At 61.0% G+C, this 24,772-nt stretch carries 24 protein-coding genes; 5 read left to right on the forward strand and 19 right to left on the reverse strand.

Annotated elements, in window-relative coordinates; translation table 11 throughout:
- Positions 1-55: 55 nt before the first annotated feature.
- Genes PH547_RS11630 through PH547_RS11640 form a run of 3 tightly spaced genes read right to left on the reverse strand, consistent with a single transcriptional unit; the run spans position 56 to position 3,999 of the window.
- Positions 56-1,081: a hydroxyacid dehydrogenase gene (locus PH547_RS11630; RefSeq protein ID WP_104824781.1), complete on the reverse strand. Its 1,026-nt coding sequence runs from the start codon at positions 1,079-1,081 to the stop codon at positions 56-58.
- Complete coding sequence (locus tag PH547_RS11635) at positions 1,078-2,934, reverse strand: DUF2264 domain-containing protein (RefSeq protein WP_285168294.1); 1,857 nt, start codon at positions 2,932-2,934, stop codon at positions 1,078-1,080. Before PH547_RS11635 ends, PH547_RS11630 begins: the two co-directional genes overlap by 4 nt.
- A gap of 42 nt (positions 2,935-2,976) precedes the next feature.
- Positions 2,977-3,999 (reverse strand): LacI family DNA-binding transcriptional regulator, encoded by a 1,023-nt coding sequence (locus PH547_RS11640; protein WP_283048011.1) that lies wholly within the window; start codon positions 3,997-3,999, stop codon positions 2,977-2,979.
- A 161-nt stretch (positions 4,000-4,160) separates the two neighbouring features.
- On the opposite strand from PH547_RS11640, the gene PH547_RS11645 reads away from it, so the two are divergent.
- The gene (locus PH547_RS11645; protein WP_285168295.1) at positions 4,161-5,456 is read left to right on the forward strand and encodes an ABC transporter substrate-binding protein; all 1,296 of its coding nucleotides are present in this window, start codon (positions 4,161-4,163) and stop codon (positions 5,454-5,456) included.
- A 181-nt stretch (positions 5,457-5,637) separates the two neighbouring features.
- Here the strand turns inward: PH547_RS11645 and PH547_RS11650 are convergent, their stop codons facing one another.
- From PH547_RS11650 to PH547_RS11715, 14 genes are all read right to left on the reverse strand, one after another.
- Complete coding sequence (locus tag PH547_RS11650; protein WP_283048008.1) at positions 5,638-6,081, reverse strand: SRPBCC family protein; 444 nt, start codon at positions 6,079-6,081, stop codon at positions 5,638-5,640.
- 160 nt (positions 6,082-6,241) lie between these two features.
- On the reverse strand, positions 6,242-7,972 hold the full coding sequence (locus PH547_RS11655) for an ABC transporter substrate-binding protein (RefSeq protein ID WP_285168296.1): 1,731 nt from the start codon (positions 7,970-7,972) through the stop codon (positions 6,242-6,244).
- Positions 7,973-8,098: 126 nt separating this feature from the next.
- Positions 8,099-8,386 (reverse strand): DUF2160 domain-containing protein, encoded by a 288-nt coding sequence (locus PH547_RS11660; protein WP_285168297.1) that lies wholly within the window; start codon positions 8,384-8,386, stop codon positions 8,099-8,101.
- Between the two features lie 12 nt (positions 8,387-8,398).
- Complete coding sequence (locus tag PH547_RS11665; protein WP_104825266.1) at positions 8,399-9,280, reverse strand: carbohydrate ABC transporter permease; 882 nt, start codon at positions 9,278-9,280, stop codon at positions 8,399-8,401.
- Positions 9,281-9,318: 38 nt separating this feature from the next.
- Entirely contained in the window at positions 9,319-10,191 is an 873-nt protein-coding gene (locus tag PH547_RS11670) for a carbohydrate ABC transporter permease (RefSeq protein WP_104824774.1), read from the reverse strand.
- Between the two features lie 2 nt (positions 10,192-10,193).
- Positions 10,194-11,264 carry an ABC transporter ATP-binding protein gene (locus PH547_RS11675; protein ID WP_104824773.1) on the reverse strand — a complete coding sequence of 357 codons (1,071 nt, stop codon included), beginning with the start codon at positions 11,262-11,264 and terminating at the stop codon, positions 10,194-10,196.
- Between the two features lie 15 nt (positions 11,265-11,279).
- A complete protein-coding gene (locus PH547_RS11680; RefSeq protein WP_104825265.1) occupies positions 11,280-12,362 on the reverse strand; it encodes an ABC transporter ATP-binding protein in 1,083 nt (360 codons plus the stop codon).
- Positions 12,363-12,830: 468 nt separating this feature from the next.
- Positions 12,831-13,181, reverse strand: a complete 351-nt coding sequence (locus PH547_RS11685) for a hypothetical protein (RefSeq protein WP_285168298.1) — start codon at positions 13,179-13,181, stop codon at positions 12,831-12,833.
- A gap of 114 nt (positions 13,182-13,295) precedes the next feature.
- Complete coding sequence (locus PH547_RS11690) at positions 13,296-13,748, reverse strand: OsmC family protein (RefSeq protein WP_483315540.1); 453 nt, start codon at positions 13,746-13,748, stop codon at positions 13,296-13,298.
- Positions 13,745-14,413 carry a GntR family transcriptional regulator gene (locus tag PH547_RS11695; protein ID WP_285168299.1) on the reverse strand — a complete coding sequence of 223 codons (669 nt, stop codon included), beginning with the start codon at positions 14,411-14,413 and terminating at the stop codon, positions 13,745-13,747. The genes PH547_RS11690 and PH547_RS11695 overlap by 4 nt, the downstream gene beginning before the upstream one ends.
- A 228-nt stretch (positions 14,414-14,641) precedes the next feature.
- A complete protein-coding gene (locus tag PH547_RS11700; protein WP_104824771.1) occupies positions 14,642-15,685 on the reverse strand; it encodes a CorA family divalent cation transporter in 1,044 nt (347 codons plus the stop codon).
- A gap of 220 nt (positions 15,686-15,905) precedes the next feature.
- Positions 15,906-16,547, reverse strand: coding sequence for a ThuA domain-containing protein (locus PH547_RS11705; RefSeq protein WP_285168300.1), 642 nt, complete (start codon positions 16,545-16,547; stop codon positions 15,906-15,908).
- A gap of 24 nt (positions 16,548-16,571) precedes the next feature.
- The gene (locus tag PH547_RS11710) at positions 16,572-17,672 is read right to left on the reverse strand and encodes a Gfo/Idh/MocA family protein (protein WP_285168301.1); all 1,101 of its coding nucleotides are present in this window, start codon (positions 17,670-17,672) and stop codon (positions 16,572-16,574) included.
- A gap of 42 nt (positions 17,673-17,714) precedes the next feature.
- Positions 17,715-18,920, reverse strand: coding sequence for an ROK family transcriptional regulator (locus tag PH547_RS11715; RefSeq protein WP_285168302.1), 1,206 nt, complete (start codon positions 18,918-18,920; stop codon positions 17,715-17,717).
- 219 nt (positions 18,921-19,139) lie between these two features.
- Between PH547_RS11715 and PH547_RS11720 the strand changes: the two genes are divergently transcribed.
- The 4 genes from PH547_RS11720 to PH547_RS11735 all read left to right on the forward strand — a co-directional run bounded on the left by PH547_RS11720 (position 19,140) and on the right by PH547_RS11735 (position 23,495).
- Entirely contained in the window at positions 19,140-20,450 is a 1,311-nt protein-coding gene (locus PH547_RS11720; protein WP_285168303.1) for an ABC transporter substrate-binding protein, read from the forward strand.
- A 72-nt stretch (positions 20,451-20,522) separates the two neighbouring features.
- Positions 20,523-21,461 carry a carbohydrate ABC transporter permease gene (locus PH547_RS11725; protein ID WP_285168304.1) on the forward strand — a complete coding sequence of 313 codons (939 nt, stop codon included), beginning with the start codon at positions 20,523-20,525 and terminating at the stop codon, positions 21,459-21,461.
- Positions 21,454-22,302: a carbohydrate ABC transporter permease gene (locus PH547_RS11730; RefSeq protein WP_104824765.1), complete on the forward strand. Its 849-nt coding sequence runs from the start codon at positions 21,454-21,456 to the stop codon at positions 22,300-22,302. The genes PH547_RS11725 and PH547_RS11730 overlap by 8 nt, the downstream gene beginning before the upstream one ends.
- 122 nt (positions 22,303-22,424) lie before the next feature.
- Positions 22,425-23,495, forward strand: a complete 1,071-nt coding sequence (locus tag PH547_RS11735) for an ABC transporter ATP-binding protein (RefSeq protein WP_285168305.1) — start codon at positions 22,425-22,427, stop codon at positions 23,493-23,495.
- Here PH547_RS11735 and PH547_RS11740 read toward each other — a convergent pair.
- Together PH547_RS11740 and PH547_RS11745 are read right to left on the reverse strand one after the other, a co-directional pair.
- On the reverse strand, positions 23,492-23,869 hold the full coding sequence (locus PH547_RS11740) for a DUF427 domain-containing protein (RefSeq protein WP_285168306.1): 378 nt from the start codon (positions 23,867-23,869) through the stop codon (positions 23,492-23,494). The genes PH547_RS11735 and PH547_RS11740 overlap by 4 nt on opposite strands.
- A 116-nt stretch (positions 23,870-23,985) precedes the next feature.
- A complete protein-coding gene (locus PH547_RS11745) occupies positions 23,986-24,621 on the reverse strand; it encodes a TetR/AcrR family transcriptional regulator (protein ID WP_457900151.1) in 636 nt (211 codons plus the stop codon).
- Positions 24,622-24,772: the final 151 nt, after the last annotated feature.

Below are 24,772 nucleotides of genomic sequence, written 5' to 3' on the forward strand. Positions count from 1 at the left end.
AAACGGGTTTTCCGCATGTGCCGAAATGAGGCGGTTTGGTGATGATTCCGAGGCTTTACGCCATGCGCGCTAGGTCCTCGCGGCGGATTTCGTAGAGCAACGGCTCTCCCTCGATGAACCGGCTGACTTCATCGACGGCCATCTCGCCGAGGCGGGTGCGTTCCAGGCCGACGGCGCCGGCAATGTGCGGCGTCAGGAAGACATTCGGCAGATCGTAGAAGGCTGAGCTTGCCTCCGGAATTTCGGGATCGGTGACGTCGACGATCGCGTCGATGCGGCCAGTCTTCAGTGCTGCGAGCAGGGCGGCCTCGTCGACCAGCGCGCCGCGTGCCGTGTTGATGAAAGTGGCTCCGTCTTTCATCAGCGACAGGCGGCGGGCGTCGATCATATGCCGTGTCGCCGGCAGCGATGGGGCGTGCAGCGAGACGATGTCGGCCCGCGCCATCAGGAGGTCGAGTTCGGTCTTCTCGACGCCGAGTTGCCGTGCTTCCGCCTCTCCGACCATCGGATCGTAAAGCAGGATCCTATAGTCGAACGGCGCCAGCAATTCGATCACCCGCCGGCCGATGCGCGAGGCGCCGATAATGCCGACCGTTCGGCCGTAATTGCCGATCGCTTGGCTCTGCATCGGCTGCGTGCGGTTGCGATGACGGTCAGCGACATAGACGTCCCGGAAGCGGAAGACCTGCTTGCCGGCGAAGATGATGGCGGCGAGGGTGAATTCGGCGACCGGCAGGGCATTGGCCTGTGCCGCATGGCTTACCGATATGCCCCTGGCGAACAGGCTGTCCTCGATCAGCCCCTTCACGGTGCCGGCCGCATGCGCCACCAGTTTCAGATGCGGCGCCTGCGCCAATGCGGCGGCGTCGATATGCGGCGAGCCCCAAGCGGTGATCAGGATCTCCGTCTCGCTTAGCAGCTTTCGTGCTCTTTCGTCGTCAAAGCGCTCCATTGGCGCGGCGTCCAATACGCGGCCGATCACGTCGAGCCGCTGCATCAGCCCGGGCGTCAGGACATGCTGCGTCCGCGCGGGCTGCATGGCGAATGCGATGGCGGGGCGGTCTGGGGACGATTGGGTCATGCCGGTCGTCCCGGCACGTCGATGGCGCTGACGGTGACGCCTTTTTCGGCGATCAGTGCGCGCAAGCCATCGAGATCGGGTTTAGTGGGCGGCTTCGTCCAGGCGCCTGAGAGGGCAGCGGGGTCATGCTCTGCCAGGATGGCGGAAACGAGAATGGTTTCGCCTGCCGGAATCGCCCCGCGCAGTTGCGGCACCAGCGTCTTGGCAACGATCAGATTGGTGTTGGGCGGCGCTTTCTGCGCCAGGCCGTCGCGCGGGATGGTCGAACCGAGATCGAGAATGCCGCTGAAATCCGCCTCGCCGACAACATAGGCAGCACCTTTTTGCGAAGCCAGCGTATCGGCCTCGAAATCCCGCCTAGCAATGGCAAAAGCGCCTTCGGCCGTCTGTAGCGGGCGGGGCGTGGTGATCTTGTGCAGGCGGATATGCCAGGGTGCCGCGGCGATCAGCCAGGTTTCGACGGTGACGTCAGGCCAGGGGGACCACTTGGCGTAAAGCGTATCGCCGGCGAGCTTCGCCTCTTCATTGGTTTCGCGAACACGATAATGGAGGCCATCGTCGCTGAAGGCGAGCATGCTGTCGAAAGCGCCGCCGGCAAAGGCACGCTCGTCGCTTTCGACGCTGAAACCATAGCGGGCGGAATAGGCGAATTTGGCGTATTTTTCCGACCCGAAGCGCATCTGCAGGTTTTCCTGGCCTGAGGACAGCGCCACGACATCCGCTTTGCCATGCATCATCACCATGCCGGGGTGCTTGAGCGGCACGATCGCCGGCTCGGCGACATGCGGCTTTTCCTCGGCGGTCCAGAAGGGATGCGCCTCGGGGAGCGCCAACGGCAGGAAAGCCTTGAAGGCCCAATAGGGGGAGCCGGCTGAATTGTAGTTTTCCGACATCAGAAGATTGGGATAGCCGTAGCCGATCGGCAGCGTACCGTCGCGATTGGCGATCGGCTTGTCAGCCCACCAGCGCAGGTGCCGCAGGCAGAGCCCCTTGATCTCGCCCCAGGGCAGGGCCTCGACATCGGCGAAGGCCAGCGCCGACCAGAAGCCGGCGCAGGCGAAGCGGTAGGTGAGGCTGCGGCCGAAGGGCACGGTGGCGCCATCGGGCGCGAACCAGTGGCGAAAATCCTTGGCAAAGAGGACGGCGCGTTCGCGGTAGCGCTTGGCGCGGTCGTCATCGACGAGCCTGGAATAGATCAGCCCGTAAAAATGCATGGCGAAGGGAATGTAGTGATCGACGCGCCTGATATTGCCGTCGCGATACCAGCCGTCAGCAATGTAGAACCCGTCCAATTCCCTGAGATATTCTTCCGTCAGGCTGCGATCGAACGCCGCACCGAGCCGGTCGAGGGCGATATCGACGAGGACGCGGAAGAATTTCCAGTTGTTCTCGGCATAATCGAACGCGCGGGCATGCTTGAGATAGGCAATGAGATTGTCGCGCGCTCTGCCATCGAGCGGTTCCCAGATCTTTTCCGGCACTAGGGCAAGCGCAAAACCAAGGGCGGCGAGTTCGACCATACGCTGGTCGCGGCCGTTGACGGTGCCCCAATATTCCGGATGGCCGGGGTCGACGCCATTGGCAATCCCTTCGGCATAGCGGCACCAATGCGCAAAATCGCCACCGCCGGCGCCGAATGGTGCGAGACCCCAGAGCGGGCGGGCGAAGCCTTCGAGATCGGCGGCGGCGCGGTCGAAATGCGCGCCGGCAGCATCGATACGGACACGGGCATTGCCCTTGGAGAAGTAAGGAAGCAGCGGATAGAACAGGTCGATCAGCGCTCGGCGCATGTCGGTGCGATTTTCCAGCGGATTGCCGGCGAGCGGGTTGGTGCTGGCGGGGTCGTAGGTCATCGGTCTGGCTCTTTTTCGGTCGTTGCCGCTAAAGAAACGGGCTCAGGTTTCGGGCGGGAGCGTGCCGCCAGGGACTGGGACGACGGCATGACAAACTTGGCGCGCGGGCGCTTCACGGTCGCGGAAACGGGCGGTCATCAGGCCGATCGCTTCGCGTCCGATGGCCGCGCGGTCGACGCGCATGGTGGCGAGGCGCGGATTGGTCATCAGTGCGCAGGGCAGATCGTCAAAGCCGACGATGGCGAAATCATCCGGCACGCGCAGACCCGCTTCCATCACCGCTTCGAGCACGCCGACCGCGACGAAATCGTTCATGCAGAAGGCGGCGGTGAAGCTGCTATCCTCGGCAAGGACGGCGGTGGTGACGGCATGGGCCTCCGTGCTGGCACTGCCCCTAAACGTCAAGGGCACGACGCGGCCTTCACCGCCTTCGACGGAAGCCATCGCCGCCTCGAAGCCACGGATGCGCTCGCGAATGGTCTGGCGATGCGAACCAGTCAGATGCAGGATGCGACGATGGCCGGCATCGATCAGGCGTCGCGTCGCGGCATAGGCGCCAAAAAAATTCGAGGGGGAGACGCCATCGAAGCGCAGTTTTGCATCGGTGCCGTTGACGAGCACGACCGGCGTGCCGCTGTCCTCCAGCCAGATGCGCAGCTCATCGGAGGGATCGATGCCGACGAGGAACAGACCCTCGGCGCCGGCTGCCTGGAGATATTCACCGATATGGTCTGGCGTGGTCCTGGCTTCGCGGACGAGGCGAATGTCGAAAGGCATGCCGCGTTCGGCTGCGCCGGCGCGCAAGCCTTCCAAAATACCCTCATAAAAGACGCTCAGGCCGCCGGTAGCGCTGTCGCTGGCGATCAGCGCGAGCGCGGCCGGCACGGTTTCCGCGGCCGGCTTCAGCGGGTAGCCGAGATCGCTCGCCACCTTGAAGATCTGCTGACGGATAGCTTCGCTGATTCCAGGCTCATTGGTTAGCACCCGCGATACCGTCGAGACGGAGACGCCGGCCCTGCTGGCAATATCGGCTTGCCTGACACGTTTGGATCGAACTTCACTCATGCGGCAATATTTCCGCAAATTATGCAAATTTGCAAGAAAAAGATTGTTTATTGCAATACGCAATCGAATTGCATATCCTGCCCTCGAATTTGTCCGCACAAGGCGTCGGGAGGTCGTCGCGGATAACGCGCCATGGGCATCGCAAGAGAAGGAGGAATCTCATGCGTATGAATCGCCGTTCATTCATGATTGGGACTGCCGGAGCCGCTGCCGGTCTTGCTTTTGGTGCAGGGGGCTCGCTGCCCGCCTTTGCCGACTCCACGCAACTGCGGGCGATGTGGTGGGGCTCGCCCGACCGCGGCAAGCGCACGGTCGCCGTCGCCGAGCTGTTCCACAGCAAAAACCCGGATATTTCCATCGTCGGCGAGAGCATCAGCGGCGACGGTTATTGGGCCAAACTCGCAACGGGAATGGCGAGCCAGACCATCGCGGATGTCTTCCAGCTTGAGCCGAGCACGATCTCGGATTATTCGAAGCGTGGCGCCTGCATGCCGCTCGATCAGTTCGTGCCTTCAACGTTGAATGTCGACAGTTTCGGCAAGGATGTGCTGAAGCTGACGACGGTCGACGGCAAGCTCTATGGCGTCGGCCTCGGGCTTAATTCCTTCGCGATGTTTTATGATGAGGACGTTTTCAAGAAGGCCGGCCTGACGCCGCCCGGCCCCACGACGACCTGGGCGGAATATGCCGACCTTGCCGTGGAACTGACCAAGGCTGCCGGCAAGCGCGCCTATTGGGGCGGCCCCTATGGTGCGCGTTACAACTATGTGCTGGATGCCTGGCTGCGCCAGCGCGGCAAGAGCCTCTATTCCGAAGATGGCGGGCTCGGCTTCGGCGTCGATGACGCCAAGGAATGGTATTCCTATTGGGAGGATCTCCGCCAGCGTGGCGGCACCGTATCGCCCGACGTCCAGACGCTCGATCAGAACACCATTGAGAGCAATTGCCTGGCACAGGGCAAATCGGCGATCGGCATGGCCTATTCCAACCAGCTCGTCGGTTATCAGCTCGTGGTCAAGAGCAAGCTCGCCATCACGATGCTGCCGCGCGAAAAGAAGGATGGACCTTCCGGCCATTACTATCGCCCGGCGTTGATCTGGAGCGTGGGCTCCTCCAGCAAGAACGGCGAAGCGGCCGCGAAATTCATCAATTTCTTCGTCAACGATCTCGATGCCGGCAAGGTCCTCGGCGTCGAGCGCGGTGTGCCGATGTCGCCGGCCGTGCGCGCGGCCATCCTGCCAACGCTCAACCCGGTCGAGCAGCAGACGGTAAAATATGTCGAGCTGCTGAAGGATCAGGTCGGTGCCTATCCGGCACCGGCGCCGCTCGGTTCCGGAGAATTCGACCAGAATGTGATGCGCCCGGTCGCCGACCAGCTTGCTTTTGGCAAGATCACGGTTGCGGAAGCCGCGCAAAAACTGGTGGAAGAAGGGAAGACGAAGTTGAAGAGAGGGTGATGGGGTGAGGTTCGTTCAGAGGCGGTGGCATATGCCGCGCCTCTGACGCCGCTCCGTCCCTTTGGAACATCTCCCCCACTCGGAGGGAGACGTTCGGATTGGCAGGTCTGGATGCATCACCGGATCGCGAAGATCGTCAACGCGATCCGGTTCCGATTGATCTTGCCGCGATCCCGATGCGCTATTCGTTGATATCGGGTTCGACGAGCTTTGCCAGATTGCGCAGCGATTCCTGCCAGCCGAGATAGCAGGCTTCAGGCGGAATGACGTCGGGCACGCCTGCCTGGGTTATGTTTACTTCCGTTCCGACCAGGACCTTCTTCAACGTCACTGTCACTGCCATTTCGCCCGGCAGGTTGGGGTCGTCGAACTTGTCGGTGTAGCGCACCAGCTCGCCGGGGATCAGCTCGACATATTCGCCGCCAAAGGCGTGGCTTTTGCCGGTCGTAAAGTTGCGGAAGGACATTCTGAACGTGCCGCCGACTGTCGCTTCCAGATGATGCACGGTGCAGACAAAGCCGTTGGGCGGAAGCCACTTGGCGAGCGCGTCCGCCTCGATGAATGCGCGATAGACCTTTTCCGGGCTGGTTGCCAGGACGCGATGCAAACGTATGGTGTTCGGCATGGTTATGATCCTTCTGAATTGACGAATTGGACGACCTTAGGACGAACGATACTTCAGCAATCCGACATTGGATCGATATTCTCTTCAAATAAATTATTCATAACAAAAAATGCCGGAGCTCTTTCGAGTCCCGGCATTCCTGCCGCATGAAAGGTCGGGCTTACTTTGCTGCGTCAGCCCAGCTCTTGACCAGTTCGTCGTAGTTGACGGTGACCGGCTTTTCCTTCTCGTTCGCGATCTTCAACTGCGGAGCGAGATGGCCATTCTTGACGGCATCGGCATTCCAATAGTTGAGATCATGCTCTTCGGCGAGCTTCGGGCCGATGTCGCCCTGCACGCCTGCACGCTCGAGGCGCTGAAGCACCTTTTCCTGATCGGCGCACAGCGCATCCATGGCGCCCTGTGCATCCTTCGCGCCGGATGCGGCATCGCCGATGGCCTGCCACCAAAGCTGTGCCAGCTTCGGATAGTCCGGAACGTTGGTGCCGGTGGGCGACCACTGAACGCGGGCCGGCGAACGGTAGAACTCGATCAGACCGCCGAGTTCAGGCGCGCGCTTGGTGAAGCTCTTGTCGCGGATGGTGGATTCGCGAATGAAGGTGAGGCCGATCTGGCTCTTCTTCACGTCTATGGTCTTTGACGTCACGAACTGCGCGTAGAGCCAGGCAGCCTTGGCGCGATCGACCGGCGTGGACTTCATCAGCGTCCAGGAACCTACGTCCTGGTAGCCAAGCTTCATGCCGTCTTTCCAGTATACGCCGTGCGGCGAAGGAGCCATGCGCCATTTCGGCGTGCCGTCCGCGTTCATGACCGGCAAGCCGGGCTTGACCATGTCGGCGGTGAAAGCCGTGTACCAGAAGATCTGCTGGGCAATATTGCCCTGTGCCGGAACCGGGCCGGATTCGGAGAAGGTCATGCCCTGTGCTTCCGGCGGAGCGTAGGCCTTCAGCCAATCGAGATACTTCTGGATCGAATAGACGGCTGCCGGGCCGTTGGTGTCGCCGCCGCGCGCGACGCAGGAGCCGACCGGACGTGAGCCGGCGTCGACCTTGATACCCCATTCGTCGACGGGCAGACCGTTCGGCAGGCCCTTGTCGCCATTGCCGGCCATGGAGAGCCAGGCGTCGGTGAAGCGCCAGCCGAGCGACGGGTCCTTCTTGCCGTAGTCCATATGGCCGAAGACCTTCTTGCCGCCGACGTCACGGCCGGTGAAGAACTGAGCGATATCCTCATAGGCCGACCAGTTGACCGGCACGCCGAGATCATAGCCGTATTTAGCCTTGAAATCGGCCTTGTTCTTCGGGTCGTTGAACCAGTCGTAACGGAACCAATAGAGGTTGGCGAACTGCTGGTCGGGGAGCTGATAAAGCTTCTTGTCCGGAGCGGTGGTGAAGCTGGTGCCGATGAAGTCGGCGATGTCGAGATTGGGGTTGGTGACGTCCTTGCCTTCGCCCGCCATCCAGTCGGTCAGGTTGCGCACCTGCTTATAGCGCCAATGGGTACCGATCAGGTCCGAATCGTTGACCCAGCCGTCATAGAGGTTCTGGCCGGTCTGCATCTGCGTCTGGATCTTTTCGACGACGTCGCCTTCCTGGATGACGTCGTGCGTGACCTTGATGCCGGTGATGGCGGTGAAGGCCGGTGCCAGAACCTGCGATTCATACTGGTGGGTCGTCAGGGTTTCCGAAACGACCTTGATTTCCATGCCCTGGAAAGGCTTGGCCGCATCGACGAACCATTGCATTTCCTTTTCCTGGTCGGCGCGCGAGAGCGTCGAGAGATCGCCGATCTCCTTGTCCAGAAATGCCTTGGCTTCGTTCATGCCGGCATGGGCCGATCCGGCCAAAGCCAGCATCACGACTGCCGTCGTTGTTAAGAGATGCCGTCGCATATATTCCTCCCTACAGGTTGCGAGTGTATTGTCAGACGGCCAGACCCCCAGCCATCCGTATCGACTTATCTTACTGCGCCATGTGTCCGAGACGGGCAAAGGGCGCGGTAACTCCTTGAAACCGCGCTAGACCAGACGGAAAACGCCGATCGCGTAGACGACAGAAATGGCGACCGCCCACCACAGGTTCGGCCCTCCCAGGCCCAACCACGCAATATGAATGAAGGCAGCGCCGAGCAGCGAGACGAACAGCCGGTCGCCGCGCGTTGTTTCAAAATGCAGGATGCCGACGCGCGGATTGCCGCCGGGCGAAAAATATTCCCAAATGGCCATGCCGAGCAGAAGCAGCAGAATGGTCGCGAAAAACAGGACCGTCGGCAGCGTCCAGGCCATCCAGGAGAAATCAGTATTCATGGCGGTTTCCTCTTAGACGCGGCCGAGCGCGAAGCCCTTGGCGATGTAATTGCGGACGAAATAGATGACGAGCGCGCCGGGGATCAGCGTCAGCACGCCGGCGGCGGCAAGCAGGCCCCAGTCCATGCCGGCGGCCGAGACCGTGCGCGTCATGATGGCGGCGATCGGCTTGGCGTCGGTCGTGGTCAGCGTGCGGGCGATCAGCAGTTCCACCCAGGAGAACATGAAGCAGAAGAAGGCGGCGACACCGATGCCGCTTGCGATCAAGGGAATGAAGATCTTGATGAAGAAGCGCGGGAACGAATAGCCGTCGATATAGGCCGTCTCGTCGATCTCCTTCGGCACGCCGGACATGAAACCTTCAAGGATCCAGACCGCCAGCGGCACGTTGAACAGGCAGTGCGCCAGGGCTACCGCGATATGAGTGTCGATCAGGCCGAAGGCCGAATAGAGCTGGAAGAAGGGCAGCGCGAAGACCGCCGGCGGCGCCATGCGGTTGGTCAGCAGCCAGAAGAAGACGTGCTTGTCGCCGAGGAAGCGGTAGCGCGAGAAGGCGTAAGCTGCGGGCAGCGCGCAGGCAACCGAGATCACCATGTTCATGACGACATAGGTGATGGAGTTGATATAGCCCTTATACCAGGACGGATCGGTGAAGATGATCGTGTAATTGCGCAGCGTCGGCTGATGCGGATAGAGCGTTAACCCGCTGACGATCTCCTCATTGGTCTTGAAGCTCATGTTGACGAGCCAGTAGATCGGCAGCAGCAGGAAGATGATGTAGAGCGTCGGCACCACCCAGGACCAGCGACCCTCCTCCTTATGTCGGCTCACCGGCTGCGTGCCGGTCGTCGCGGTAACACCGGCGACGGGGCTGGAAGCCGCTATCTTGTTCATCGTGTTATCGCCTGCGGAGGTCGTAAGAGGTTTGCCGCTCATCGCGTCTCTCCCGCATCATAATTGGTCATGACGGTGTAGAAGACCCAGGACAGCAGAAGCACGATCAGGAAGTAGATCAGCGACATTGCCGCTGCCGGGCCGAGATCGAACTGGCCAAGGGCCATCTTGACGAGATCGATCGACAGGAAGGTCGTCGAATTGCCGGGGCCGCCGCCGGTGACGACGAAAGGTTCGGTATAGATCATGAAACTGTCCATGAAGCGCAGGAGCACGGCGATCAAAAGCACGCGGTTCATCTTCGGAAGCTGGATGTAGCGGAAGACGGACCAGCGCGAGGCGCCGTCGATCTTGGCGGCCTGGTAGAAGGCATCGGGAATGGAGGCGAGGCCGGCATAGCAGAGCAGCACGACGAGGCTGGTCCAGTGCCAGACATCCATGATGATAATCGTTGCCCAGGCATCGGCCGGATCGGAGACGTAGTTGTAGTCGATGCCGAGGCCGACGAGGACGTAGCCCATCAGGCCGATATCGCTGCGGCCGAACACCTGCCAAATCGTCCCGACGACATTCCACGGGATCAGCAGCGGCAGCGCCATCAAGACCAGGCAAACCGGAACGCCGATACCCTTCTTCGGCATGTTGAGAGCGATGAAGATGCCGAGCGGCACCTCGATCGCCAGGATGACGAAGGAGAAGATCAGGTTGCGGAGCATCGAATCCCAGAAGCGGCTGGAATGAAGGATCTCCTCAAACCACTGTGTTCCCGCCCAGAAGAAGACGTTGTTGCCGAAGGTGTCCTGCACCGAATAGTTCACCACCGTCATCAGCGGGATGACGGCCGAGAAGCCGACCAGCAGCAGTACGGGAATGAGCATGAACCAGGCTTTGTTGTTCCAGGTCTTGTCCATGATCAGGCTCCCATCTCGACGCGCCAGGAGTTGGCGTAGATATTGATGCCGGCGGGATCGAAGGCGATGTGCGGTTCGGCCGGCACGGTCTGGTCCTCACCGATGATTGCGGTGATCTCCTGGCCTTCCAGTCTGGCGCGCACCACCTTGCGGCGGCCGAGGTCCTCGACCTTGGTCACGGTCGCCGGCATGCCCTCGCGGCCGAGGCGGACGAATTCCGGGCGGATGCCGAGTTCGGTCTTGCCGCCCTGTCCATTGATGGGGGCGCCCGGCAGCGCGACGGTGCTGCCGGCGAGACGGGCGTTGCGGCCCTCGATCTGCACGGGCATGACGTTCATGCCCGGTGAGCCGATGAAATAGCCGACGAAGGTGTGGCGCGGCCGCTCGAAGAGATCGTTCGGCGTGCCGATCTGCACCACCTCGCCGTTATACATCACCACGACCTTGTCGGCGAAAGTCAGCGCCTCCGTCTGATCGTGGGTGACATAGACCATGGTGAAGCCGAAGCGGCGGTGGAGCTGCTTCAACTGCGAGCGCAGCACCCATTTCATATGTGGGTCGATAACCGTCAGCGGTTCGTCGAACAGGATGGCGCTGACATCGGAGCGCACCAGGCCGCGGCCGAGAGAGATTTTCTGCTTGGCATCGGCCGTCAATCCCCGCGCCTTGCGATGGGCACTGTCGGAGAGGCCGATCATCTCGATGATCTCATCGACCTTGCGCTTCACCTCGGCTTCCGGAACGTGCCGGTTGCGCAAGGGGAAAGCGAGGTTTTCATAAACCGTCATCGTGTCGTAGACGACCGGAAACTGGAAGACCTGGGCAATATTGCGCTCCTGCGTCGACAGTTTAGTCACGTCCTTGCCGTCGAAGAGGATGCGGCCTTCCGAGGCGCGCACGAGGCCGGAAACGATGTTGAGCAGGGTGGTCTTGCCGCAGCCGGACGGTCCGAGCAAGGCATAGGCGCTGCCGTCCTCCCAGCTATGATGAACTTCCTTCAGCGCATAGTCCGCATCGGATTTGGGATGGTCGTTATAGGCGTGTCGTATATGGTCCAGGTCGATGCGTGCCATTGGCCCTGTCTCTCCTCAGGCAGCCCGTTGCAGGGCGGGTGTGACGGCGGCGCCGTTGGTGTCGAACACCATGATGTGGCGCGGGTCGATGTAGACATCGATCGAGTCGTCGACATCGATGTCCTCGACGCCCTGGATCAGCATGACCCAGCGCCGGTCGGCGAAATCGATGTGGATGAAGCTTTCCGAACCGGTGATCTCGGTCACCATCACCCTTGCCGGCGCTGCGACCGCTTCGGAGGTCTGCGGCTTCAGCGCCAGATGGTGCGGCTGGAAGGCGATGGTGTAGGGGCCGTCCGGCTGGCTTTCTAGGCCCGGCGGTACGGGCAGGCTCATATCGCCGTTCAGCACGAAGAGATTGCCGCGCTTGTCGAGCGAGATCGTGTTCAGCGGCGGATCGGCGAAGGTAACGGCGGTGATCAGGTCCTTCGGCCTGCGGAAGACATCGATGGTCGGTCCGAACTGGGTGATCTTGCCTTCCGACAGGGTGGCGGTATTGCCGCCCAAAAGCAGCGCTTCCGACGGTTCTGTGGTGGCGTAGACGAAGATGGCGCCGGATTCGGCGAAGATTTTCGGCAGTTCGGCGCGCAGTTCTTCGCGCAGTTTATAGTCGAGATTGGCGAGCGGCTCGTCGAGCAGCACAAGGCCTGCATTCTTGACGATGGCGCGGGCAAGCGCGGTGCGCTGCTGCTGGCCGCCGGAGAGGCTGAGCGGCAGGCGATCGAGGAAGGGGCCGAGCCGCAGAAGATCAGCGGCTTTCTTCACTTCGCGGTCGATCGTCGCCGCATCGATGCCGCCGAGGCGCATCGGCGATGCGATATTGTCGTAAACGGTCATGGCGGGATAGTTGATGAATTGCTGGTAGACCATGGCGACGTTGCGGCGCTGCACGGGCACGCCCGTGACATCGGCGCCGTCGACGTGGATCGTGCCCGAAGTCGGCTTGTCCAGCCCGGCCATCAGCCGCATCAGCGACGTCTTGCCTGAAAGCGTCGGTCCGAGGAGGACATTCAGCGTGCCGCGCTGCAGCGTCAGGTTCGTTTCAGCAATGTGCGTTTCGCCGCCGACCGCCTTCGACACGTTTCTGAGTTCAAGCACCATATGCTCCTTCCATGCATCGTATGGGGACGCTGCGACGGATTGCTGGCCGTAAGGCCTGTTTTGTTGCCCATTGGGTAGCGATCTGGAGGATATAAACCCGCCGCGATCGTTTATGTCTTTACTGTCCGAATGCCCCGTTCCTTCGACAGATTCGGGAGCGGCGGGATGGTTGTGGAGAAGTAAATTGCGTCGATCCGGATGAGAGGGATTCGCGATGACGCAAACCGAGGCGAGCACGGTTCTGAACGCGGCAGACGCGCTCGACCGGACTGCGGCTCACGCAGCGACCAATGACATCCGTGACGTCGATTTGAGCTCTGGACAATTACCTCTCCCCTCGTTTCGATTTCTACCCCTCATGCGAAAACCGAAACTAGAATGACGATAAATGAAGATAAAGGAATGTCAAACGAAAATTGGGCGGGTCGCAATTTCCGGCCGAAACCGACATCAGGGGATGCGCCTTCATCCGCAGCATAACTGTTTAGGCGACACTGAAAATGGCTGAAAGTCACCCCGAATACAGAAAGCCGAGGCGGCGATTTTGTACCGCAGACCTGGCTTTACCGCACGAATAGGGCCGAAGAATCTGGCGAAAAAGTCGCGATCGTCCTCGGCAAGATAGCGCCTGGCCTTTTCCGGATTAAGATCGACGACCATGCCGGGGCGATCGATGATATCGATGAAACCGTTCTTGACGATCACCTCCGACAGGCCTTCGGCAATGTCATGCCACCAGTCGGGATCGCCTGTCGCGTATTCGAAAGCAATAAAGTTTGCCGGAAGCGTGGCCGAAACCTGGATCAGCGCGGCCAACCCGAGCAGGCCGTTGGCTGTGCCGTGCGGGGCGAATAAAATGCAGATCGGCCTCGAAACCCGCAAGCCTGTCCGAAACATCCTCCGATCAATCGCCTTGGCGGAATGGATACCTCAACCGGCGGCGACCTGGATTTCCGTCTTGACGGAATTGGCAATGAAGCACTGTTCATGCGCCAGGTGGTGCAGTTCTGCTTGCATTGCGGCGGTTGGCGGTTCCCCGGCATAGACGATGGTCGGATTGAGCTCAACGCGGCTGACGATCAATTTTCCGTCGACCTTTTCCATCACGCCGATCGCCTTGTCGGTATAGCTCTCGACGACGATCCGCTTGGGTGCGGCGAGCGAGAGAAAGGTCAGCATGTGGCAACTGGAAATCGCCGCGATGTAGGCCTCCTCCGGATCGACATTGGCTTCCACGGAATAAGGAAGCGGAACGATATGCGGCGAAGCTGACGCCGGCACGACTTGGCCGCCGTCAAAGCGCCAGATGTGCGCGCGGCTGTAACGCTTGTCGGTGAAAACAGCCCCTTCACGCTCCCAATGCACCTCGACGGTCATCTTCATATCAGATCATCCTTTGTCGGCATGGAAAGAAGTCTTGCAGTCGTTTGAGTGAGATGGTGGCGAAGATGCTGCGCGGCAGCGTCGACATCTCCCCTGGCACAAGCGGCAACGATCGCGGCGTGTTCCTCGAAAAAATCAATGCGCTCCTGGGCGCCACGCTTTTGATGAAGGCATGCCCGCCGAGATTCTCGTCGAAGCGTTGCTATGGTTCTCAGCAATCGAGTATTTTCGCACTCGCTATACAGGGTCAGGTGAAACTGCTGGTCGAGCTCCTCAATCCGCACCGGATCGTACTCTGCGAATAGCTCATCGTTGAGCCTTTCAGCCTTCCGCAAGGCGGAAGGCAAAAGCAACGGCACCGACTGCTCCAAGGCGGCGACCTCCAGAATAGTCCGAAGCTCGGTAAGTTCACTTGCCTCCCGTTCCGAGAGGATCGCTACCGCCAGACTTCGATCCGGACGCCGCACGACCAAGCCACTCCCGAGTAAGCGGTCCAAGGCCTGCCTGACGGGCTGGCGGCTGACCCCGAAACGCTCGGCGATCGATTCCTGCTTGAGAACGGAGCCTGGTGCCAATTCACCTGACTCAATCTCGTCCCGCAGTTCGCTGAAAATTGACTTTGGATCCATGGATCCAAAGTAATGCTCTTTCCCAGAATTGGTCAAGCCTTAATCGGGAGGCGATTTCCGGCCGGGTTTGTCGCAGGGCGGGCGCGGGCGCGGCGTGCCGATGAACGGCGATGATCCCGGGGATGGTGCATATGCTGTGCTGGTGCGGGTGCTGGAAGGACTGCCTGGACGTCGACGGCGGCTCGACTACGGTTTCCAATTGCTTGAATCGTCAGGGCGTGTGGGACGGATTTTCTGCGCGCTGACCGGCATGACCAGACTGCCCTAAAGCCAGTTGATACGCTTCAGCACCCAGAGGGTCGCGATCGAGGTGATCGTGACGAAGACGACGATGATGACGAAGGCCCAGGTGTCGTTGACGCCGGGGATGCCGCCGACATTCATGCCGAAAAGGCCGGCCACAACGCTCGGCGGCAAAAGCAGGGCTGCGAGGGCGGCAAGGCGGTTGGAATTGCGGGCGATGCGCTCGCTGATGACGGTCGACAAGTCGTCATGCAGGATGCTGGTGCGGTCGCGGATGGCGTCGAGATATTCGATGTAGCGCATCAGCTTGTCGATCACTTCGCGCATGCGCAGCTTGTCGCGCTCGGCAAGCCAGGGCGCATCGTCATGCTCGATGCGGTTCAGGGCATCACGTTGCGGCGCCAGATAACGGCGAAGCTGCACGGCTCGCCGGCGCAGCAGCTTCAGGCGTTCGCGCACCTGGCCGGCTTCGCCGTGAAAGATCAGTTCGTCGAGTTCGTCCACCTCTTCATCCATGGCGTCGAGCACGGGTTCGAGGTCGCGCACCAGCTTGTCGCCGATCAAGGCGAGCAGGTCGCCGGTGCGCTGCGGCCCCTTTTTCTTTTCCAACGACAGACGGATATCGCGCAACGCAGTAATGTAGTGGCCGCTGTCGCGGAGCGAAACGATGCGCTCGCCATCGACCCAGAGATGCAGGGGCACAAGGTCGATATCGGCGGGTTTCTGCGTCGCGCCGTCCGGCGATGTGGCGCAGACGCCGCGCAGGATGATCAACAGCCCGTCGCCCACCGGTTCGACGCGAGGGCGCGAATCCTCCTCCAGCAGGGCTTCGATGACGAAGGGGTCGAAGCCGCTTTTATGCATGACCCAGTCGGCTGCGGCAGGATGGTCGCGCTCGAGATGTAGCCAAGTCACACCCTGCCCATGCTTCCACTCGCTGAGCTCTTCCATGCAGAGCTGCTTGCAGCCGCCACGTCCGTCGAGCTGGGAAGCGAAACGCAAACCCGGTTCGGTGCCGTAGCTGACCGTCGACGTGTTGGGTGCATCCGTGGCGCCTTGGTCCATCCGTCCTCCCCCGACAGCAAAAAAAGCGCAAGCAGCACAAGCGTTTGTGGCGTGCCGGCGATATTTTATCAGTTCGGGTCAAGGTGGCAAGGTGGAGGTGCGGAGAAGCCCCTCATCCGGCTCGTGAGCTTGTCGAAGGGCGGCCGCCCTGTCCCGCGTGCCGGGAGAGGGTTGTGTGAGGGGCAATTCTTGCTTGGAAATCAGATAGAGGCAGGTGCTCTCAACGCGCGGCCCAGTGGGCGCCGCGGCGGAAGATGGTTTTCATCTGCGGCACGTTGAATTCCTTGGCCTGGTGGCCGAGTGAGGAATAGAAGACGCGGCCCTTGCCGTATTTGCGCTTCCAGGCGACCGGCATGACGACGCCGTCGATCCAATAGGCATGATCGCCGGTAAATGTCGTGGTTGCCAGCACCTCGTTCGACGGGTCGACATGCATGTAATATTGCTCGGATGTGTAGGGGAAATCGGTGATCCCCTCCATGATCGGGTCATCCGATTTTGTGATGTTGACCGTGTAGTCGATGATGTTGCCGGGATGGGCGACCCACTGGCCGCCGATAATGAACTGATACTCGACGCATTCCCGGAAGCTGTCGCCTGCGCCGCCGTGATAGCCGGCGATGCCGACGCCGCTTTCGATCGCGGCGGCGAGGTTCTTCACCTCTTCCTTCTCGATCTTCGACATGGTGACGATCGGCACGACCAGGCTGAGGTCATGGATCGACGGGTCGGCAAAGGCTTCGGTGCTGTTTTCGAGGTAGACCTTAAAGCCATCCTCTTCCAGCACGTCGCGGATGATATGGGCGCATTCCTGCGGTTCGTGACCGCTCCAGCCGCCCCAGACGATAAGTGCTTCGCGCATGATATTCCTCCTGAAACTGTGTCGTTAGCGGCCGATCTGTCCATCGACCAGAGATTCGGACAAAGGGGCCGGACGCTCCGTCTGCGTCGTGATGGCGATCGTGCGACCGGTGTCGGAGGCCGTCTGGAAGGCTTCCATGACTTCGAGCACATGCAGCGCGAGGCTGCCATTGGCGCGGTGCGGCCGGTTGGAACGGATGGCATGCGCCAGATCGGCGACGCCGAGCGAACGGTAGTTGCCGTCGGCATAGGGCGCGGTGATTTCGCGTTCCTCGAACTGGCCGCCTTTCTTGAGATATTCGACCGGACCGCCGAAACGGTTCGGATCAGGCACGATCAGCGTGCCTTCGGTCCCATAGACTTCGAGTGGCACATGCTTGTGGCCGGCAACGTCAAAGCTCATGCCGATCTGCACGACAGCACCGTTGGCGAAGGCCATGACGCCGGCAACATGGGTGGCGACATGCACGGGGATGCGCTCGCCGTTGCGCGGCTCGCTGGTGATGATGCGCTCCTTGCGTGGCGTCACGGCAAAGCCGGCGACCTGGGAGACGGGGCCGAGCAGGTTGACGAGGTCTGTGATGTAGTAAGGTCCCATGTCGAGCATCGGGCCGCCACCGACTTCATAATAGAAAGCGGGATTCGGATGCCAGCGCTCATGGCCGGGGCACATGAAGGTGGCGGTGCCGCCGACCGGGATGCCGATCGAGCCTTCGTCGATGATCGCGCGCGCCGTCTGGTGGCCGCCGCCGAGGAAGGTGTCCGGGGCAGCGCCGATGCGCAGGCCCTTGGCGGCCGCGGCATCCGCAAGCTTCTTGCCCTCCGCGAAGTTAATGCCGAGCGGCTTTTCCGAATAGGTGTGCTTACCGGCGTCAAGCGCTTGCAGACCGACGGCGACATGTGCCTTCGGAATGGTCAGGTTGACAATGATCTCGATCGTGGGATCGGCAAACAGGGCAGCGACATCGACGGCCTTCAGACCAAATTCGGCGGCTTTGGCTTCGGCGAGTTCGCGGTTGAGGTCGGCCACCCCTTTGATGTCGAGAATGGGGAACGATTTCATCGCGGTGAGATAGGCGCCGGAAATGTTTCCGCAGCCGATGATGCCAATGCCGACCTTTTCCATAAAGCTTCCTCCGAATGAAGTGTTCGTGCATGCCTTGCGGGGTCAGAGCGCCGGTGCCGGCCCTGTCGTTCCCCAAGGAGATTCGTAGAGTTCGCGCAGCGCCACTACGGCCGCGCCCTGCGCCCAGGTTTCATCCGTCGACTGGTCGAAGACGAGTTCGGTCACGCCCTTGATCGATGGCGGGATTGCCAGCGAATAGGCCTCTCTCAGGCTGTCGAGGAAGGGCTGGCCGAGCGCGAGGCTCGAGCCGACGAGGATAACGCGCGGCGGCGCAAACAGCGTGACGATATTGGCTAGCGCCATGCCGCAGGCTTCGCCGGCGCGGATCGCCGCGCTGATCAGCGCGTTGTCCTCGGCGGCAATCAACGTTTTGGCATGCGCCATACCGCGGCCGAGGCGGATGGCTTCGGCAAAGCGGCCGCCGCTCGGCTGGTCGCCGAGGATCGCGCTTTCGCCCGCCAGGCTCGCAAGCCTGACCGTGCCCTGCGGCCCGATGCCGAGGGCGAGGTCGCCGAGATTGTGGCTCAAGCCGCCGGCGCCGCGAAACAATTGGCCGCCATGCAGCACGCCGAGGCCAAGCGTCTGTTCCAGCGACACCAGCACCATGTCGTCAAGATCTCTCGCCTCGCCGAACCAATGATGCGCCAGCGTGATCGCATGGGCATCGCTTTCGACGATGGTGGTAACACCCAGCCGCTCTGACATTTCCCTGGCAAAATCGACGCCGCTCTCGCGGAAAATCGGGCTGGAGCGCACATGGCCGGTGCGGTGTTCGATGACGCCGGGCAGGCCGAGGCAGACCGAATCGATTTCGTCGAGCGCGAGATTGGCATCGACGACGCAGCGGCGCACCCCGTCCTCGATCAGGTCGGCGATGACGCTGATCGGCTGCCGGTCGACGCGAAGTGCGAGCGTCAGCGTCGACTGCACTTCGCCGCGGAAATCGGCAACGACGAAGACCATGCGGTTCGCGGCGATTTTTGCGCCGACGACGCGGGCGGCGTCCGGATTGAGCTCCAGCATGACGCGCGGCCGCCCACGGGCGGCGGCTTCACGCAGGTCGCCTTCGGTGCGCGCCAGGATCAGGCCGTCATCGAGCAGCGAAGCGGTGATCGCCGATACGGTCGTGGTCGAAAGCTGGGTGCGCTCGCTGATTTCGATACGCGCGATCGAACCCGCCCGCCGGATCGTATCCAGCACGTTGAAGCGGTTGATTGCCCGCATAAGCTCGGGGTCTGCTGTTTTCATGTGAATGGTGCCGAATGACGAATCCGCTCGGCTGCGGCCTGATATTTTTGACGGGATACGAATTAAATAACCTATGCTTATGGCCTGATGTCAAGCCGTTTCCCAGTCACTTCGCCGAAAATTTAGCGATGGTGGTTGACATTTCAGCAAAGCTCCGCTGAATTAATCCGCATAAGGGAAAAATTATTGAGGCTCTTGTTCCCTTGGGAGGAGAAAATCATGCTGTATGAACGCGGGGCGAAGGCCCTTCGCGGTGTGCGTGTTGCTGCGATCGCCGCTGCCACGGGACTTGTCATGCTTGCCGGCGCCACGAGCGCTGCGGCGGATACGGTCGTCAAGTGGCTGCACCTGGAGCTCGATCCGAACTACATCGCCGTCTGGCGCAAGATCGCCGATCAATATGAAGCCCAGCATCCGGGCGTGAAGATCGAAATGCAGTTCCTGGCGAACGAAGCCTTCAAGGCCAAGCTGCCGACGCTGCTGCAATCGAAGGACGCTCCCGATTTCTTCTTTAGTTGGGGCGGTGGTGTGTTGAAGCAGCAGCAGGCAACCGGCACACTGATGGATCTGACCGCGGCGATGAATGCCAAGGATGGCGCCTGGGTGAAGAGCTATAATCCTGCGGCGGTGAAAGGCCTGACCTTCGACAATAAGATCAGTGCCGTGCCTTACAAGCTAGGCACCGTTTCCTTCTTCTATAACAAGGCGCTCTTCGCCAAGGCCGGCGTCGATGCCAATGCTATCAAGAGCTGGGACGACTATCTGGCCGCCGTCAAGAAGATCAAAGCGGCCGGTATCGTGCCGATCGCCGGCGGCGGCGGCGAGAAGTGGCCGATCCATTTCTACTGGAGCTATCTGGTGATGCGTGACGGTGGCCAGAAGGTCTTTTCCGCGGCCAAGAGCGGCGAGGGCAATGGCTTCACCGATCCGGCGATCATCAAGGCCGGCGAGCAGCTTGCCGAACTCGGCAAGCTCGAGCCGTTCCAGCCCGGCTATCTCGGCACCACCTGGCCGCAGGCGCTCGGCGTCTTCGGTGATGGCAAGGCTGCGATGATCCTTGGCTTCGAAAACACCGCCGCCAACCAGCGCACCAATGCCGGCGACGGCAAGGGTCTCGCCGACGACAATATCGGCCGCTTCGCCTTCCCGGCGGTTACCGGTGGTGCCGGTCTTCCGACCGATACGCTCGGCGGTCTGAACGGCTGGGCCGTGACCAAGAAGGCTCCGCCTGAAACCCTCGATTTCCTGGCCTATCTGACCAATGCCGAGAACGAACGCACCATGGCGCAGGCCGGCATGATCATCCCGGTCGCCGTCGGCGCGGAAGACGGCGTCAAGAGCCCGTTGATGCACGCCTCCGCCGACCAACTGGCGCATTCGACCTGGCACCAGAACTTCTTCGACCAGGATCTCGGCCCCTCCGTCGGCCGCGTCGTCAACGACATCTCGGTCGGCATCGTCTCGGGCCAGATCGCACCGAAGGATGGCGCGCAGCAGGTCCAGGACGCCTTCGAGCAGGACCAGCTCTAGCACCATCCGGCGCCGGCCTCTCCCTTGTGCCGGCGCCGGTTTTTCTTTGAACTGCAATTGTCGAGACCGCCCATGACCGATGTCAGCGCAACGACCGCCATACCGACCATCGCCAGAGCGAAACCCACAGCGCGCCGAAAATCGCCGGCCGCACGCGGCCGCATGCCCGTCATCCTGCTGTTTCTGCCACCGGCGCTGCTGCTTTTCACCATCTTCGTCATCCTGCCGATGGGAGAGGCCGCCTGGTACAGCCTTTACAAATGGAACGGCTACGGCCCACCGACGGAGTTCATCGGGCTGCGCAACTTCCAGGTTCTGTTCAAGAACGGCGCCTTCATGACCTCGCTGAAGAACAACGCGCTGATCATCCTGGTCTCGATCGCCCTTCAGGTGCCGCTTGCTATATGGCTTGCGACGATGCTGGCGAACCGCATTCGCGGCGTGGTGCTCTACCGGCTGATCTTCTTCCTTCCCTATGTGCTGGCGGAAGTGGCAGCGGGCCTGATCTGGCGCTTCGTCTATGACGGAGACTACGGCCTGTTTGCCGCGATCTCGCATTTTCTCGGCACCGCCACCCCTTACGTGCTCGCCGACAAGGATCTGGCGATCTACGCGGTGCTAGCGGTGATCGTGTGGAAATATTTCGGCTTCCACATGATGCTGTTCATCGCCGGCCTGCAATCCCTCGACAAAAGCGTGCTGGAAGCCGCCGAGATCGACGGCGCCACCGGCTGGCAGAAATTCCGCTACGTCACCCTGCCGCTGCTCGGCTCGACACTGCGCCTGTCCGTCTTCTTCGCCGTCGTCGGCTCGCTGCAGCTTTTTGATCTGATCATGCCGCTCACCGGCGGCGGACCGTTCAACTCGACCCAGACGATGGTGACCTTCCTCTACAATTTCGGCGTCACCCGCATGCAGGTCGGCCTCGGCAGCGCCGTCGGCGTGGTGCTGTTCGTGATCTGCGTCACCCTCGCCTTCGGCTACAAACGGATATTTATGCGCAATGACTGATATGGCTTCATCCGTTCGCATGACCACCGGCACGAAGATCTATCTCTACGTGTCGCTGACCATCATCGCCGCTATCGTGCTGATTCCACTGTTGACCACGGCGCTCGGCGGATTCAAGTCGCTCGGCGATCTCCGAACCAATCCCTTCGGCCTGCCGGCCGAGTGGCATTTCGAGAACTATACCGGCATCCTCTTCGGCGATCGCTATTGGCGGCAGATGATGAATTCGCTGATCATCGCCACCCTGACCGTGTTCCTGACGGTCACAGTCTCGGCCATGGCAGCCTTCGCCTTTGCGCATGTGAAGTTCTTCGGCTCGAACTTCCTGCTGAATTATTTCCTGATCGGCCTGATGTTCCCGGCGGCGACCGCCATCCTGCCGCTGTTCATCCGCATCCGCGATCTCGGCCTGCTCAATACTTATTGGGGCGTGGTGCTGCCGCAGGTGGCTTTCGGCCTCGGTATGAGTATTCTTCTCTTTAGAAACTATTTTCGCAACCTTCCGGAAGAATTGTTCCAGGCGGCTTTCGTCGATGGTTGCGGCTATATCCGCTTCTTCTGGCATATCTCGCTGCCGCTCTCCCGGCCGATCGTCGCCACCGTCAGCATCATCTCCTTCGTCGGCAGTTGGAACAGCTACATCCTGCCGCTGATCATGCTGAATTCGGATTCGATCTATCCCTGGCCGCTCGGCATGATGGTCTACAGCGGCGAATTCGGCACGGAATGGGAACTGGTGCTCGCCTTCATCACGCTCACCATCATGCCCACGATCATCGTCTTCTTCCTGGCGCAGAAACATATCATCGCGGGTCTCACCGCCGGTGCCGTGAAATCCTGAGCCTAGAGCGGTTCAGCTTTTCACGGAAACTCTGAACCGCTCTATTTCTTTGTTTTCCAGCAATTCCGGACGGAAAACCGCTATGCACTTTTCCTGGAATTGCTCTCATCGGAGCAAATAACATGGCATCCGTCGAACTGCATAACATCCACAAGGCCTATGGGGCGCTTCCGGTCATCCACGATATCTCGCTGGCGATCGAGGATGGCGAATTCATCGCGCTTGTTGGCCCCTCTGGCTGCGGTAAGTCCACGCTGCTGCGGATGATCGCCGGGCTCGAGGAAATCACCGATGGCGACGTTTCGATCGGCGGGCAGGTGGTCAACAGCATGACGCCGCGCGAGCGCAACATCGCCATGGTCTTCCAATCCTACGCGCTCTATCCGCACATGACGGTGGCCGAGAATATGGGCTTCAACCTCAAGCTCTCGGGCCAGCCCAAGCCGGTGATCGAGCAGCGGGTCAACGAGGCGGCGCGCATGCTCGACCTCACCAAGCTGCTCGACCGCAAGCCGGCGCAGCTCTCCGGCGGCCAGCGCCAGCGTGTCGCCATGGGCCGCGCCGTGGTGCGCAATCCCGCCGTCTTCCTGTTTGACGAGCCCTTGTCGAACCTCGACGCAAAACTGCGCGTGCAGATGCGCTCGGAGATCAAGGCACTGCATCAGAAGGTGCAGACCACGTCGATCTATGTCACCCACGACCAGATCGAAGCGATGACGCTCGCGGACCGCATCGTCGTGCTGAACCAAGGGCGGATCGAGCAGCAGGGGACGCCGATCGAGCTTTATCGCCAGCCGGCCAATCTCTTCGTCGCCGGCTTCATCGGCTCGCCTGCGATGAATTTTCTCGATGGCATGGTGAATGGTGTTGACGGCTCACCGTCGGTGCGGCTGACAGACGGCACGCAGGTGCGCATCGCGGGCGAGCGCAGAGTGAAGTTCGGTCAGAGCGTGAAGATCGGCCTACGGCCGGAACATCTCAGTTTGACGGGCAGCGGCTCGCCGCTTACCGGCCAGACCTTGCTGGTCGAACCGACGGGCGCGCAGACCCATGTGCTGTTCGATCTCGCCGGCGAGCAAGTGACGGCCGTCGTCGACGGTGAGGCTCCGGTTCGCTACGGCGAGCAATTGAAGGTCAACGTCAATGCCGATCAGGTCTATGTTTTCGACAGCGGAAGCGGGATGGCGCTTTAGACATCAACCGTGATGGCATCCACCCGATCCGGGTAGAAGGCCATGTAATCCTTGATTTGGCTGACGGCGGCGTGCGGATTTTCGTAGGTCCAGACCGCATTCACCGAACGCTCGCCGCCGACGGGGATGCTATAATAGGAGCAATCGCCCTTATAGGGACAATAGGTGGCGTAGTCGGTCCTCCTGAGCGCAGCCATGTCGGCATCCTTGCGCGGCACATAGATGACCGCGGGATAGGAGGCTTCCGTCAGGGACAGCGCCTCACGCGTATCGGCAATAACCTTGCCGGCGACGGAGACGGTGACATGGGCACGCTTGTTCTCGATCGTGATCGGATGATCCGGACCGGGAATCTTGACCAGCTTTTCGGACATTTTGTTTTCCTCAGCTTTGGTGAATGTTAAGGGAGTTTGGCTCTGCCGCAGCAAGAAACTCGCCTGACGATCTCAGCTCAAAAGCATATAGGAAGTGCCCCACCGATTATCAGGCCCTACGGCGCCCGCATTTTCGGTGCACCCCAGCGCAGGCCGTCCATCAGCAGGCGGACGAGGCGGCGGGAGCGGTCGTGCCATTCCGGTGAAGTGGGCATGGAGTAGGTGCCGGACAGCGCATGCAGCACGTCGGTGCTGTCGACATCGGCGCGGATTGAGCCGTCGGCGACGGCCCGTTCGATCAGGCCGCGGAGCGCGATCGGCACCATGCCGTAGCTGTCGGCGAAGAGTTCGGAATTGCTGTTGAGCAGGATGCGCAGGCTGTCGGCCATGCCGCGCTTGGTGGCGATATAGCCGACGAAGCGGTGCATCCATTCCTCCAGCGCCTGATCCGGCGCACGCTCGCGCGAAAGCTCTTCGGCCGCGTTGCAGAGCACCTCAACTTCATGGCGATAGACGACTTCGACCAGATGTTCGCGGGTTGGAAAATGACGGTAGAGCGTTCCGACGCCGACACCGGCGCGCCGCGCAATGTCTTCGAGCGAGGCAGCGGTGCCGTGGCTGGCGAAGGCTTGCGCCGCGGCTTCGATGAGCTTGTCGCGATTGCGACGCGCATCCGCACGCAGGGTTTTTGCGTCTGGCGGCGTTTCGTCTTTGAGCCCTGGCGATGGCTTCGAAGCCAATTTTTGCTCCATGCGGATTGCGACTTGACGATACCAGACAAGTCTCTAAGTTAATAAACGGAGGCGCCTCCGTTTATTCTGGAGTACCGAAGGATTGTTACCGCATTAAGGGCCGGGACGCCATTGCCGTCTGATCGGAGGATCAAGGACGGTGAAAGCGCAG

This window comes from Rhizobium cerradonense (genome assembly GCF_030182455.1).
GTDB lineage: Bacteria > Pseudomonadota > Alphaproteobacteria > Rhizobiales > Rhizobiaceae > Rhizobium.